The sequence below is a fragment of the Klebsiella sp. RIT-PI-d genome, from assembly GCF_001187865.1.
In the GTDB taxonomy this organism is placed as follows: Bacteria; Pseudomonadota; Gammaproteobacteria; order Enterobacterales; family Enterobacteriaceae; genus Superficieibacter.
On the sequence record NZ_LGIT01000009.1, the window covers coordinates 1,595,382 to 1,609,525 of the forward strand.

The 14,144-nt window shown below is 56.1% G+C and carries 16 protein-coding genes and 1 pseudogene; 15 read left to right on the plus strand and 2 right to left on the minus strand.

Annotated features, from left to right (window positions below):
* Positions 1-47: 47 nt before the first annotated feature.
* A complete protein-coding gene (gene amyA, locus AC791_RS13965; RefSeq protein WP_049841020.1) occupies positions 48-1,535 on the plus strand; it encodes an alpha-amylase in 1,488 nt (495 codons plus the stop codon).
* 252 nt (positions 1,536-1,787) lie between these two features.
* Here the strand turns inward: amyA and yedD are convergent.
* Positions 1,788-2,183: pseudogene (gene yedD / locus AC791_RS13970) on the minus strand (lipoprotein YedD); the annotation flags it as partial.
* Between the two features lie 203 nt (positions 2,184-2,386).
* On the opposite strand from yedD, the gene yedE reads away from it, so the two are divergent.
* Entirely contained in the window at positions 2,387-3,598 is a 1,212-nt protein-coding gene (yedE, locus tag AC791_RS13975; protein WP_049841021.1) for a selenium metabolism membrane protein YedE/FdhT, read from the plus strand.
* Entirely contained in the window at positions 3,595-3,828 is a 234-nt protein-coding gene (gene yedF, locus AC791_RS13980) for a sulfurtransferase-like selenium metabolism protein YedF (protein WP_049841022.1), read from the plus strand. Before yedE ends, yedF begins: the two co-directional genes overlap by 4 nt.
* 62 nt (positions 3,829-3,890) lie before the next feature.
* Here the strand turns inward: yedF and fliE are convergent, their stop codons facing one another.
* On the minus strand, positions 3,891-4,202 hold the full coding sequence (gene fliE, locus AC791_RS13985; protein ID WP_049841023.1) for a flagellar hook-basal body complex protein FliE: 312 nt from the start codon (positions 4,200-4,202) through the stop codon (positions 3,891-3,893).
* Between the two features lie 214 nt (positions 4,203-4,416).
* Between fliE and fliF the strand changes: the two genes are divergently transcribed.
* From fliF to fliQ, 12 genes are all read left to right on the plus strand, one after another.
* Positions 4,417-6,114, plus strand: coding sequence for a flagellar basal-body MS-ring/collar protein FliF (fliF, locus tag AC791_RS13990; RefSeq protein ID WP_049841024.1), 1,698 nt, complete (start codon positions 4,417-4,419; stop codon positions 6,112-6,114).
* Positions 6,107-7,102, plus strand: a complete 996-nt coding sequence (gene fliG / locus AC791_RS13995; RefSeq protein ID WP_049841025.1) for a flagellar motor switch protein FliG — start codon at positions 6,107-6,109, stop codon at positions 7,100-7,102. Before fliF ends, fliG begins: the two co-directional genes overlap by 8 nt.
* Positions 7,095-7,796: a flagellar assembly protein FliH gene (fliH, locus tag AC791_RS14000; protein WP_049841026.1), complete on the plus strand. Its 702-nt coding sequence runs from the start codon at positions 7,095-7,097 to the stop codon at positions 7,794-7,796. The genes fliG and fliH overlap by 8 nt, the downstream gene beginning before the upstream one ends.
* Positions 7,796-9,166, plus strand: coding sequence for a flagellar protein export ATPase FliI (fliI, locus tag AC791_RS14005; RefSeq protein ID WP_049841027.1), 1,371 nt, complete (start codon positions 7,796-7,798; stop codon positions 9,164-9,166). Before fliH ends, fliI begins: the two co-directional genes overlap by 1 nt.
* Positions 9,167-9,184: 18 nt before the next feature.
* On the plus strand, positions 9,185-9,628 hold the full coding sequence (fliJ, locus tag AC791_RS14010; RefSeq protein ID WP_049841028.1) for a flagellar export protein FliJ: 444 nt from the start codon (positions 9,185-9,187) through the stop codon (positions 9,626-9,628).
* Positions 9,625-10,758 carry a flagellar hook-length control protein FliK gene (locus tag AC791_RS14015; RefSeq protein ID WP_049841029.1) on the plus strand — a complete coding sequence of 378 codons (1,134 nt, stop codon included), beginning with the start codon at positions 9,625-9,627 and terminating at the stop codon, positions 10,756-10,758. The genes fliJ and AC791_RS14015 overlap by 4 nt, the downstream gene beginning before the upstream one ends.
* Before the next feature lie 105 nt (positions 10,759-10,863).
* Complete coding sequence (gene fliL, locus AC791_RS14020; RefSeq protein WP_049841030.1) at positions 10,864-11,334, plus strand: flagellar basal body-associated protein FliL; 471 nt, start codon at positions 10,864-10,866, stop codon at positions 11,332-11,334.
* A gap of 4 nt (positions 11,335-11,338) precedes the next feature.
* On the plus strand, positions 11,339-12,340 hold the full coding sequence (gene fliM / locus AC791_RS14025) for a flagellar motor switch protein FliM (protein WP_049841031.1): 1,002 nt from the start codon (positions 11,339-11,341) through the stop codon (positions 12,338-12,340).
* Entirely contained in the window at positions 12,340-12,753 is a 414-nt protein-coding gene (gene fliN / locus AC791_RS14030; protein WP_049841032.1) for a flagellar motor switch protein FliN, read from the plus strand. The genes fliM and fliN overlap by 1 nt, the downstream gene beginning before the upstream one ends.
* A complete protein-coding gene (gene fliO, locus AC791_RS14035) occupies positions 12,754-13,128 on the plus strand; it encodes a flagellar biosynthetic protein FliO (protein ID WP_049841033.1) in 375 nt (124 codons plus the stop codon).
* Positions 13,128-13,865 carry a flagellar type III secretion system pore protein FliP gene (gene fliP / locus AC791_RS14040; RefSeq protein WP_049841034.1) on the plus strand — a complete coding sequence of 246 codons (738 nt, stop codon included), beginning with the start codon at positions 13,128-13,130 and terminating at the stop codon, positions 13,863-13,865. The genes fliO and fliP overlap by 1 nt, the downstream gene beginning before the upstream one ends.
* A 9-nt stretch (positions 13,866-13,874) precedes the next feature.
* Entirely contained in the window at positions 13,875-14,144 is a 270-nt protein-coding gene (fliQ, locus tag AC791_RS14045) for a flagellar biosynthesis protein FliQ (protein WP_049841035.1), read from the plus strand.

The window sequence follows — 14,144 nt, forward strand, 5'->3', positions numbered from 1 at the left end:
AAACGTTTACTCCATACTTGTGACTCCTGCTCACATGGAGATAACGTATGCGCAACCCCACGTTGTTGCAATGCTTTCACTGGTATTACCCCGAAGGCGGCAAGCTTTGGCCTGAGATAGAAGAACGTGCCGCCACGCTCAACGATATTGGCATCAACATGATTTGGCTGCCCCCGGCGTATAAAGCGGCGTCGGGCGAGCATTCGGTCGGATACGATTCATACGATTTATTCGATCTGGGCGAGTTCGATCAGAAGGGGTCAGTTGCAACAAAATATGGCGACAAACAGCAGTTGTTGTCTGCCATTAATGCATTGCGACAAAACGACATCGCAGTATTACTTGATGTCGTGGTTAACCATAAAATGGGGGCGGACGAGAAGGAGCCGGTTCAGGTTCAGCGGGTAAACGAACAGGATCGCACCCAGATTGATGATGAAGTCATCGATTGCGAAGCCTGGACGCGTTATACCTTTCCGGCTCGTGAGGGGAAATATTCCAAATTTATTTGGGATTATAAGTGCTTTAGCGGGGTCGATCATATCGAAAACCCGGATGAAGACAGTATTTTCAAAATCGTCAATGACTATACCGGCGAAGGCTGGAATCAGCAGGTCGATAATGAAATGGGCAACTTCGATTATCTGATGGGCGAAAATATTGATTTTCGTAACCACGCGGTAACCGAGGAGATAAAATACTGGGCGCGCTGGGTGATGGATGAAACCCAGTGCGACGGTTTCCGTCTGGATGCCGTTAAACATATTCCGGCGTGGTTCTATAAAGAGTGGATCGATCACGTGCAGGAAGTGGCACCGAAGCCGCTGTTTATCGTGGCAGAATACTGGTCGCATGAAGTGGATAAGCTTCAACAGTATATCGACCAGGTCGAAGGTAAAACCATGCTGTTCGACGCCCCGCTGCACATGAAATTCCATGAAGCTTCGCTTCAGGGTCGCGAATACGACATGACGCAGATCTTCACCGGTACGCTGGTGGAGGCCGATCCGTTTCATGCCGTCACGCTGGTGGCCAACCACGATACTCAGCCGCTTCAGGCCCTTGAAGCGCCGGTTGAGGCATGGTTTAAGCCGCTGGCATACGCCCTGATCCTGCTGCGGGAAAATGGCGTTCCGTCGGTATTTTATCCGGATCTGTTCGGTGCCAGCTATGAAGATGCTGGCGGTGATGGCAATACCTACCAAATTGAGATGCCGATTATCCATCAGCTAAGCGAACTGATTATGGCCCGTCAACGCTTTGCGCACGGTATTCAGACGCTGTACTTTGATCATCCGAACTGCATCGCCTTCAGCCGCAGCGGTACTGATGAAGCGCCGGGTTGTGTGGTGGTGATGTCCAACGGTGATGATGGTGAGAAGACCATTGAGCTTGGCGATAATTACGGCAACAAACGCTGGCGTGATTTCCTCGGCAATCGAGAGGAAATTGTCGAAACGGACGAACAGGGTACGGCGACGTTCCTGTGCAACGGCGGCAGCGTGAGCGTGTGGGTACTGGAGGACGTGCTTTAACGGTAAACCACACCGGACTGATACGCTGTATAACATTATGCCGGGCGGCACTGTGCTTGCCCGGCCTGCCGTTTCAGACTGGCTACGTTTGTGAACAGGTGAAAAATATCGGGTACGCGGTTTTCTCCAGGCCCGGTAAGCGTTGCGCCACCGGACATTCTCGCCTCATCGATACACTTTTTTCGGCTTCTCTTTCGGTTTTACGCTCGCGGCCTTTTTCACCGCAGGTTTAGCCTTTACCGGCTGAGCGGACAACGGATTTGCTGCCAGATAATCCGCACACGCCTGCGTCGGACGATCAACACGATGCAACGTCATACCGGCATACTCCAGTTCGGCTCCGTCACGCTCCATACTGTAAATTTCGAGCTTGCTGGTGACATTGTAATAATCATCAGAACGCTTCATCAATTTGCCCGGCAGGGCAATAACACGTTGCCACTGGCGGCAATCCAGCGTGTCGCCTTCGCGGGTGATAATCAGGCTGGCGATTGCCTCAGGGCTGACCAGCTCACTTTGTGGCCCGGTAGATTGCCAGTAACCGACCAGCTCGCCGGGCGCAGGCGTTTTTACCACCTCATCATAGCTTTCTATCTGCGCACATCCTGTCAGAGCCAGCATCAGGCCAGCAAACGCTACTTTTTTCATCATCTCTTCCGCAACGAGCAAAAATTCATTGTGGCATTAAAGCCTTAAGCCTGCCAGCCCTTCACTCGGCCGCCAGAAATTGATCCGGTCGAGGTTTCCCCCTTTTTTCATTAGTGATATTTATCGTTTCGCGTAATATTCGCCCCTCTTCAGCATGCTTTCATTGTGTGTATTCATCCTTCTGAGTTCAGAGGCACTTTATAATGACGTGGCAACACTTCAAACAGACTTATTTAATTAAATTCTGGGCACCTGCTCCCGCCGTTATCGCGGCCGGTATTCTCTCCACTTATTATTTTGGTATTACCGGCACGTTCTGGGCGGTGACCGGCGAATTTACGCGCTGGGGCGGGCAGCTGCTTCAGCTGGTCGGGGTGCACAGCGAAGAGTGGGGATATTATAAACTGATCCACCTGGAGGGTTCGCCGCTGACGCGGATCGACGGAATGATGATCATTGGCATGTTTGGTGGCTGCTTTGCGGCAGCGCTGTGGGCTAACAACGTCAAATTACGCTTACCGCGCAGCCGTATTCGCATCTTTCAGGCCATCGCCGGCGGGATTATTGCCGGTTTTGGTGCTCGCCTGGCGATGGGCTGTAACCTGGCGGCCTTCTTTACCGGTATTCCTCAGTTTTCACTGCACGCCTGGTTTTTCGCGCTCGCCACCGCTCTCGGCTCGTGGTTTGGCGCGCGCTTTACGCTGCTGCCCGTATTTCGTATCCCGGTTAAGATGCAGAAAGTATCTGCCGCCTCACCGCTGACGCAGAAGCCCGAGCAGGCGCGCCGCCGCTTTCGTCTTGGGATGCTGGTATTTATCGGGATGCTGGGCTGGGCGCTCTTCACCGCGATGGACAAACCCAAACTGGGTCTGGCGATGCTGTTTGGCGTGGGCTTTGGTTTACTGATCGAACGCGCGCAAATTTGTTTCACCTCGGCGTTCCGCGACATGTGGATCACCGGGCGGACGCATATGGCGAAGGCCATTATCTTCGGGATGGCGGTGAGCGCCATCGGTATCTTCAGCTACGTACAACTGGGCGTAGAGCCGAAAATCATGTGGGCCGGTCCCAACGCGGTGCTCGGCGGCTTACTGTTTGGCTTCGGCATTGTCCTTGCCGGGGGCTGCGAAACCGGCTGGATGTACCGTGCCGTTGAAGGACAGGTGCACTACTGGTGGGTGGGTCTTGGCAACGTAATCGGGTCGACGATCCTCGCTTACTACTGGGACGATCTCGCCCCTTCGCTTGCCACCTCGTGGGATAAAGTCAATTTACTTAACACCTTTGGTCCGCTCGGCGGGCTGTTGATGACTTACGCGATGCTGTTTATCGCCCTGATGTTAATTATCGGCTGGGAAAAACGCTTTTTCCGCCGTAAAGCGCTTGCCACTACCGCTGTTAAGGAGTGTATATGAAAACAATTGTTCCGGATTACCGTCTTGATATGGTCGGTGAACCCTGCCCTTACCCGGCAGTAGCGACGCTTGAAGCGCTGCCGCAGTTAAAGAAGGGAGAGATTCTGGAAGTGGTCAGCGACTGTCCGCAATCCATTAACAATATTCCGCTGGATGCGCAGAACCACGGCTATACGGTGCTGGATATCCAGCAGGACGGACCGACAATCCGCTATTTAATTCAGAAGTAAATTCTGCGGCACATCGGGCGATTGCGCATCTCCGGCAATCGCCTCTTGTCAGACACCCTGCCCTACACGCTCATCGACATAATGTCCTGATAGGCAGAAATTAGCTTATTACGCACCTGAATCCCCATTTGCAGGGAGACGGACGATTTTTGTAGATCGGTCATCACGTCATTTAGCGCCACGCCCGGCTCGCCCAGCGTAAATTTCTCCGCCTGCACGCGGGCCGCATTCTGCGTATCGCTGATACGGTCAATGGCAGCGTGCAACTGTCCGGCAAAGCCGACGGTCGGTTCGTTCTGCACACTCTGATTACGCGCCACGCTGGCGGTTGCCTGCAGTGTGCTCAGTACGCCTTCAATACCCTGAACAGCCATTCTTTACCCCTGGTGGAATTTGACGCGATGAGATTACCAGCTTGTCAATGGGATAAAGGCGTTAAATAACGTAGAAAAAACAGGTTATTTCACCCATCGAAAATTGAAAATCATCAAATAATAGCGGGGCTAACAGTATGCGTTTGCCGACCCGGGAGTCAGTTTTGTTTCACTACACGTTTACCGCCATTCACCAGGATTTACGAGGTGCGCAATGAGCGCGGCTACAACGACTACGTCACAAGCGAAAACCGCTGAGTGGATAAATCGCCTGCGCGCTAACCCTAAAATTCCGCTGATGGTAATAAGCGCCGCTGCCGTGGCTGTGGTCGTCGCCATGGTGCTGTGGGCAAAAAGCCCGGAATACCGAACGTTATTCAGCAATCTGTCCGATCAGGATGGCGGGGCTATTGTTTCGCAGCTGACGCAGATGAATATCCCCTATCGCTTTGCCGATAACGGCGGCGCGCTTGAAGTCCCGGCGGACAAAGTGCATGAACTGCGCCTGCGTCTGGCGCAACAGGGACTGCCTAAAGGCGGTTCCGTTGGCTTTGAACTGCTGGATCAGGAAAAGTTTGGTATCAGCCAGTTCAGCGAGCAGGTGAATTATCAGCGGGCGCTGGAAGGCGAACTGGCCCGCACTATCGAAACGCTGGGTCCGGTGAAAACCGCCCGCGTTCACCTGGCGATGCCAAAACCCTCGCTGTTCGTGCGCGAGCAGAAATCTCCTTCCGCCTCGGTCACGGTCAATCTTGAGCCGGGACGCGCGCTGGATGAGGGACAAATCAGCGCGGTGGTCCATCTGGTCTCCAGTGCCGTCGCCGGGCTGCCTACCGGTAACGTAACGCTGGTCGATCAGGGCGGGCATTTGTTGACCCAGTCCAGTACCGGCGATCGGGCGCTTAACGATGCGCAACTGAAATATGCGTCCGACGTAGAAGGCCGTGTTCAGCACCGGATTGAGTCTATTCTTGCGCCCATCGTGGGTAACGGCAATGTCCATGCGCAGGTCACCGCGCAGATCGACTTTGCCGATAAAGAACAAACCGAAGAGCAATATCATCCCAACGGCGACAGCAGCAAGGCGGTGATGCGCTCCCGCCAGCTTAATATCAGCGAGCAAAACGGTGGCGGGATCGTGGGCGGCGTACCGGGCGCACTCTCGAATCAGCCTGCCCCGGCCAATACCGCGCCGATTGCTAATCCGCCGACCACCACCGCGCAAAACGGCCAGCAGAATGCGCAGGCGGCCTCAACGTCGACCGGCAGCAACAATAGTGCCGGTCCGCGTAATTCTCAGCGTAATGAAACCACCAACTATGAAGTTGATCGCACGATCCGTCATACCAAATTAAACGTGGGCGACGTGCAGCGTCTTTCGGTGGCCGTGGTGGTGAACTACCGCACGCTGACGGACGGTAAGCCGCTGCCGCTGACCGCCGATCAGATGAAGCAAATTGAAGATCTGACCCGCGAGGCAATGGGCTACTCCACCAATCGTGGCGATACTCTGAACGTGGTGAACTCGCCGTTCAGCACCGTGGATGAAACCGGCGGTGAATTGCCGTTCTGGCAACAGCAGTCGTTTATCGATCAGTTGATGAGTGCCGGACGCTGGCTGCTGGTTCTGCTGGTGGCGTGGCTGCTGTGGCGTAAAGCCGTACGGCCGCAGCTGGTGCGTCGTCAGGAAGAGATCAAAGCCGTACAGGAAGAGGCGCAGGCGCGTCAGGAAACCAGTACCGTCGATGGGGTTGAGGTTCGCCTGAGCAAAGATGAGCTTACCCAACAGCGTCGCGCCAACCAGCGCATGGGCGCTGAGGTGATGAGCCAGCGTATTCGTGAAATGTCAGATAACGATCCGCGCGTCGTCGCGCTGGTCATTCGCCAGTGGATGAATAACGAACATGAGTAATCTTACCGGAACGGAAAAAAGCGTCATTCTGTTAATGACCATTGGCGAGGATCGCGCTGCCGAGGTGTTTAAGCATCTCTCCAATCGCGAGGTCCAGCATCTTAGTGCGGCAATGGCCAACGTCCGGCAAATCTCCAACAAGCAGTTAACGGAAGTGCTGGGCGAATTTGAGCAGGAAGCGGAGCAGTTTGCCGCGCTCAACGTCAATGCCAGCGACTACCTGCGTTCCGTGCTGGTCAAAGCGCTGGGCGAAGAACGCGCTGCCAGTCTGCTGGAAGATATTCTCGAAACCCGCGAGACCTCCAGCGGGATCGAGACGCTCAACTTTATGGAGCCGCAAAGTGCAGCGGATCTTATTCGCGACGAGCATCCACAGATCATCGCCACCATCCTTGTGCATCTTAAACGTGGACAGGCAGCCGATATTCTGGCGCTGTTCGATGAACGTCTGCGCCATGACGTTATGCTGCGTATTGCCACCTTCGGCGGCGTACAGCCCGCCGCGCTGGCAGAACTGACGGAAGTGCTCAACAATCTGCTCGACGGGCAGAATCTCAAGCGCAGCAAAATGGGCGGCGTGAGAACCGCAGCCGAGATTATCAACCTGATGAAGACCCAGCAGGAAGAAGCGGTCATCTCTGCCGTACGCGAATTCGACGGCGAGCTGGCGCAAAAAATCATCGACGAGATGTTCCTGTTCGAAAATCTGGTGGAAGTCGACGACCGCAGCATTCAGCGGTTGTTGCAGGAAGTGGACTCCGAGTCCCTGCTGGTGGCCCTCAAAGGTGCCGAGCAGCCGTTGCGCGAGAAGTTCCTGCGCAATATGTCGCAGCGCGCCGCCGATATCCTGCGCGACGATCTCGCCAACCGGGGTCCGGTCCGTTTGTCGCAGGTGGAAAACGAACAGAAAGCGATTCTGTTGATTGTCCGGCGTCTGGCAGAAACCGGCGAAATGGTGATTGGCAGCGGCGAGGATACCTATGTCTGATCAACTGCTGTGGAAAATCTGGCAGCCTGACAGCCTGTTTGCCCCGCTGACCGAGGCCGCGCCGTTTGAGGTTAACGATGCTCCACCCTCAGCGCCACAGGAAGAAGTTTCTGCTGAACAACAGCTTCAGCAGCAGCTGGCGCAATTGCAAATTCAGGCCCATGAACAGGGCTATGCCGCCGGAATAGCCGAAGGCCGCGAGGCAGGACACGCCCAGGGATATCAGGAAGGTCTGACGCAGGGACTGGAACAGGGTCAGCACCAGGCGCGTCAGCTTCAGGAGCCGCTCCATGCGCGGATGCAGCAGCTGACCAGCGAGTTCCAGAACACGCTCGATGCGCTGGACAGCGTGATAGCCTCGCGTCTGATGCAAATGGCCCTGGAAGCCGCACGCCAAATTATTGGCGAAATGCCAACCGTGGATCATAACGGGCTGATTAAACAAATTCAGCAGCTGCTTCAGCAGGAGCCGCTGTTCAGCGGTAAGCCGCAGTTACGAGTCCATCCGGATGATTTACAGCGCGTTGAAGAGGTGCTCGGTGCCACTTTGAGTCTGCACGGCTGGCGGCTGCGCGGCGATAACACGCTGCACCCTGGCGGATGTAAAGTCTCTGCCGATGAGGGCGATCTGGACGCCAGCGTTGCCACGCGCTGGCAGGAACTGTGCCGTCTGGCCGCACCGGGAGCCTGTTAATGACCGCCCGCCTGAGCCGCTGGCTGCACACGCTCGATCATTTCGAAGCGAAAATGGCGCAGCTACCCGCCGTGCGCCGTTACGGTCGCTTAACGCGCGCCACCGGTCTGGTACTTGAAGCCACCGGGCTACAGCTGCCGCTGGGCGCAACCTGCATTATTGAGCGTCAGGATCGGGGTGAAACACAGGAAGTTGAAAGTGAAGTGGTCGGTTTTAACGGCCAGCGTCTGTTTTTAATGCCCCTGGAAGAAGTCGAAGGCATTCTGCCTGGCGCACGGGTATACGCCCGAAACGGTAGCGGTGACGGTCTGCACAGCAGTAAGCAGCTGCCGCTCGGTCCGGCGCTGTTGGGTCGCGTCCTTGACGGTGCCGGTAAACCGCTGGACGGATTACCGGCACCGGAGACGACCGAAACCGGCGCGCTGATCACCCAGCCATTCAACCCGCTTCAGCGAACGCCCATTGAGCACGTGCTCGACACCGGTGTGCGCCCGATTAACGCGCTGCTCACCGTGGGACGCGGACAGCGTATGGGGCTGTTTGCCGGCTCCGGCGTCGGTAAAAGCGTCCTGCTCGGCATGATGGCGCGATATACCGAAGCCGACGTGATTGTCGTCGGGCTCATCGGCGAGCGCGGACGTGAAGTAAAAGATTTTATCGAAAACATTTTAGGTACCGAGGGGCGCGCCCGCTCGGTGGTCATTGCGGCACCGGCAGACGTCTCCCCTCTTCTGCGTATGCAGGGGGCCGCCTACGCCACGCGCATTGCCGAAGATTTTCGCGATCGCGGCCAGCACGTGCTGCTGATTATGGACTCCCTGACCCGTTATGCGATGGCGCAGCGTGAGATTGCGCTGGCTATCGGTGAACCTCCGGCGACCAAAGGCTATCCACCATCGGTTTTTGCCAAACTGCCCGCGCTGGTTGAACGCGCCGGAAACGGCATTACCGGCGGCGGCTCGGTGACCGCGTTTTACACCGTGCTTACCGAGGGTGACGATCAGCAGGATCCGATTGCCGACTCTGCACGCGCTATTCTTGACGGTCATATTGTGCTCTCGCGCCGTCTGGCTGAAGCCGGGCACTATCCGGCCATTGACATCGAAGCCTCAATCAGCCGTGCGATGACCGCGCTTATTGATGAGCGTCATTACGCGCGGGTTCGTAATTTCAAACAGTTACTTTCCAGTTTTCAGCGCAACCGCGATTTAGTCAGCGTCGGCGCGTACGCCCGCGGTAGCGATCCGCTACTCGATCGGGCCATTGTGCTGTGGCCGCAACTGGAGGCGTTTTTACAGCAGGGCATTTTTGAAAAAGCAGGCTGGGAAGAGTCGCTCCAGGCACTGGAACTGATTTTCCCCACGGCGTGATGACCCGGGAGAACCAAGGTGACGCAGAATAACGCATTATCCACTCTGAAGGATCTGGCGGAAAAGGATGTTGATAACGCCGCGCTGCGCCTCGGCGAAATGCGCCGCGGCTGTCAGCAGGCGCAGGAACAACTTCAGATGCTAATGAACTATCAGGATGAGTATCAGTCCAGCCTGAATACCGATATGAGCCAGGGTATTGGCAGCCAGCGCTGGCAAAATTATCAGCAATTTATTCAAACGCTGGAGAAAGCTATCGATCAGCATCGCCAGCAGTTGATGCAGTGGAATCATAAAGTCGATCAGGCGATGAATGTCTGGCGCGAGAAAAAACAGCGTTTGCAGGCGTGGCAGACCTTGTCTGACCGTCAGGCCAGCGCGGCCCTGCTGGCGGAAAACCGCCTCGATCAGAAAAAAATGGATGAGTTTGCCCAGCGCGCAACCCAAAGGAAATACGAGTGATCACATTACCTCCTCTTAGCGTCAGCGATACCGACGCCACCCCGGGCGGCCTGTCTGTTAACAGTACAGAGGGCGGCGCGCAGGATTTTCTTAACCTGCTGGCGGGGGCGCTGGTCAGCGATAATGCACCGGCAGACGTCGCTGTTCATCGCGACCTGCGCGCCGATCTTCAGCCAGTCGGACAGGATGCACTGCTCCAGGATATCACTGAGCACACTGCCCTGACCGATCTTAGCGACATCCATACGCTGCTGAACGGCCTGGCGCTGAATCAGACGCCGAAAACAGAGGGCAACGCTGCAAAAAGCGAACGTCCGGTGGCCACCCCTGATGAGGATGAGCTGGCCGACATCAGCGCCTTAATGGCAATGCTACCGCCGCCGTCCACGCCAGCGGCTACGCCGGCACCGCGAGCGCTGAGTGAGAGCAGCGCCGTTCTGCCAACTGGCGTTCAGTTGCAGAGCGGCTCCGGCAACGATAAACCGGCGCTTTCATTAAAAGAGGCACCTGCGGATACGTCTGCACGTCCGCAGGCTACTATTCCTGCGCAGCCATTCACGATAGCCCAGGCGCCGGCCGCGCTGCGGGTAGAAACAGAAAGCACGCCATCGCCGGTGGCGACACCTTCTCACGCGATGCCATTGATGGCCGCAACGCCGACGCCGACCGCCGCGCACGCCGCCGCCATCGCGACCGTTAATGCTCCGCTGGGTACCCCGGACTGGCAACAAACCGTCAGTCAGCACATTACGATGTTTACGCGTCAGGGGCAGCAAACGGCAGAGCTGCGTCTGAACCCGGAGAATTTGGGCCAGGTGCAAATCACTCTCAAAATGGATGATAACCAGGCACAGCTGCAGATGGTCTCTGCGCACAGCCATGTCCGTGCCGCGCTGGAAGCCGCACTGCCGATGCTGCGCACCCAGCTGGCCGAAAGTGGCATCCAGCTTGGGCAAAGCAGTATTAGTAGCGAAAACTTCGCCGGACAACAGCAGTCGTCCTCACAGCAACAGTCAGCCCGTCAGACCCCAACAGGCGGTCAGGCAGAGCCAGAAGATGAATTGCTGGCCGTTCCTGCCAGCCTGCAATCGCGGGTTTCGGGCAACCGTGCGGTAGACATCTTTGCTTAAACGCCAGAGGTAGCGTGATTATTCTCGTTTGTTCCACGCTTTGACCGACAGCGGACACGGGATAATCACCCCATAAGCAGTACCGAAACAGGAAGCACGTATCAGATGACCGACTCCGCCATCACCACTAAAAAAAGCAAACGCGCCATTTGGCTCCCGCTGCTGGTGTTAATCACCCTCGTCGCGTGCGCCACCGCAGGCTACAGCTACTGGCGTATGCAGCAGCAGCCGGCTGCGCACGCGAAAGCAGAAGCTCCGCCGCCTGCCGCGCCGGTCTTTTTTGCGCTGGATACCTTTACCGTCAACCTGGGCGATGCGGATCGCGTACTGTACGTGGGCATTACCCTGCGCCTGAAGGATGAGGCTACTCGCGCCCGCCTGAATGAATACCTGCCGGAAGTCCGCAGCCGTCTGCTGCTGCTGTTCTCCCGTCAGGATGCCAGCCAGCTATCAACGAATGAAGGTAAGCAGGCACTGGTTGCGGCAATTAAAGAGACGCTGGGACAGCCGCTGGTCGCCGGGCAACCGCGCCAGGACGTGACCGACGTTCTCTATACAGCCTTTATTTTGCGGTAGCGGCATGGGCGATAGCATTCTTTCTCAGGCCGAAATTGACGCGCTGCTCAACGGCGACAGCGACAAAACCGATGAACCACAAAAGGGTAAATCGAGCGACAGCGACATTCGTCCCTACGATCCCAATACCCAACGTCGCGTCGTTCGCGAACGCTTGCAGGCGCTGGAGATCATTAACGAACGTTTTGCCCGCCAGTTCCGTATGGGGCTGTTTAACCTGCTGCGTCGTAGCCCGGATATTACCGTTGGTGCCATCCGCATTCAGCCGTATCACGAATTTGCGCGCAACCTGCCGGTGCCGACCAACCTAAACTTGATCCACCTGAAACCGCTGCGCGGTACCGGGCTGTTTGTCTTTTCGCCGGGGCTGGTGTTTATCGCTGTTGATAACCTGTTCGGCGGCGACGGTCGTTTTCCGACCAAAGTGGAAGGTCGCGAGTTCACCAATACCGAGCAGCGGGTGATAAACCGGATGCTCAAGCTGGCTCTTGAGTCGTATAGCGATGCGTGGAAAGCCATTCATCCGCTGGATGTTGAGTATGTACGTTCAGAGATGCAGGTGAAGTTTACCAACATCACAACGTCACCGAACGACATCGTGGTCAATACCCCTTTTCATGTGGAAATCGGCAACCTGACCGGCGAGTTTAATATCTGCCTGCCGTTCAGCATGATTGAACCGCTGCGCGAAGTGCTGGTTAACCCGCCGCTGGAAAACTCACGCAGTGAGGACCAGAACTGGCGTGAAAATCTGGTGCGCCAGGTCCAGCATTCCGAGCTGGAGCTTATCGCCAATTTTGCTGATATTTCGCTGCGTCTGTCGCAGATCCTGAAACTGAAACCGGGCGATGTACTGCCTATTGAAAAACCCGATCGCATTATTGCGCATGTGGACGGCGTTCCCGTGCTGACCAGCCAGTACGGCACGGTTAATGGACAATATGCGCTGCGGGTTGAGCATTTGATCAACCCGATTTTGAATTCGTTGAATGAGGAACAGCCCTAATGAGTGACATAAATAACCCGTCCGATGACAACAACGGGGCAATGGACGATCTGTGGGCTGAAGCGTTGAATGAACAACAAAACCCGGCCGGGAAAAGCGCTGCCAGCGCTGTTTTCCAGCAGTTGGGCGGCGGCGATGTCAGCGGGACGCTACAGGATATCGATTTAATTATGGATATTCCGGTCAAACTGACCGTTGAGCTGGGCCGCACCCGGATGACCATTAAAGAACTGCTGCGCCTGACGCAGGGATCGGTGGTCTCACTCGACGGACTGGCGGGCGAACCGCTGGACATCCTGATTAACGGCTATCTGATTGCTCAGGGTGAAGTGGTGGTGGTCGCCGACAAATATGGCGTACGCATTACTGATATCATCACCCCGTCAGAACGTATGCGTCGTTTGAGTAAATAAATGAAAACTCAGGCCACGGTCGTTCAGCCGGCCGTTTCCCCCGTCTCGTCGCTCATGCAGGTCAGCGGCGCGCTACTGGGCATTATATTTCTAATCCTGATGGCCGCATGGGTATTAAAGCGCGTGGGATTCGGCGGTAAAAGCGCTCCGGCGCGCGGTCTGAAAGTTAGCGCAGGCGCCACGCTTGGCCCGCGTGAACGTATCGTGATTGTTGAGGTAGAAGACGCACGTCTGGTCCTCGGCGTAACGGCTGGACAGATTTCACTGTTGCATACGCTACCCCCTGCGGCTGCCGACACGGTACCCGCCGCACCCGTCGCCCCCGATTTTGCATCAATGATGAAAAACCTTCTCAAGCGTTCCGGGAGATCCTGATGCGCCGCGTTGTCCCCTTTATTCTTGCCGGTCTGTGGCTGGCTGCGCCTGCGGCTATGGCACAGCTTCCCGGTCTGGTTACTCAGCCGCTCGCCAACGGCGGCCAGAGCTGGTCCCTGCCGGTACAGACGCTGGTGTTTCTTACCTCGTTAACCTTTTTGCCTGCGCTGTTGTTAATGACCACCAGCTTTACCCGTATTATCATCGTTTTTGGCCTGCTGCGTAACGCCCTCGGTACGCCCTCTGCGCCACCCAATCAGGTGATGCTGGGTCTGGCCTTATTTTTGACCTTTTTTATTATGTCGCCGGTTATCGATAAGATTTATACCGACGCCTATCAGCCGTTTAGCGAAAATAAAATCTCGCTGGACGTCGCCATGGAAAAAGGCGCTCAGCCGCTGCGCGAATTTATGCTGCGCCAGACGCGTGAAGCCGATCTGGCGCTGTTTGCTCGCCTGGCAAACAGCGGCCCTATTGACGGGCCAGAAGCCGTCCCGCTGCGAATTTTGCTGCCGGCTTACGTGACCAGCGAACTGAAAACCGCTTTTCAGATTGGCTTCACTATCTTTATTCCGTTCCTGATTATCGATCTGGTTATTGCCAGCGTGCTTATGGCTCTGGGGATGATGATGGTGCCCCCGGCAACCATTGCCCTGCCCTTTAAACTCATGCTGTTTGTGCTGGTGGATGGCTGGCAGCTGCTGGTCGGTTCACTGGCCCAGAGCTTTTACAGTTAAGGCGTGCGAATGACTCCTGAATCGGTCATGATGATGGGCACCGAGGCGATGAAAGTCGCGCTCGCGCTCGCCGCGCCGCTGCTGCTGGTGGCGCTGGTCACCGGCCTTATCATCAGTATTTTGCAGGCTGCCACCCAGATTAACGAGATGACACTCTCCTTTATTCCGAAGATTGTTGCGGTATTTATCACCATGATCATCGCCGGACCGTGGATGCTGAATTTGCTGCTGGACTACATGCGCACGCTGTTCAGCAATATTCCGTATATCATCGGGTAA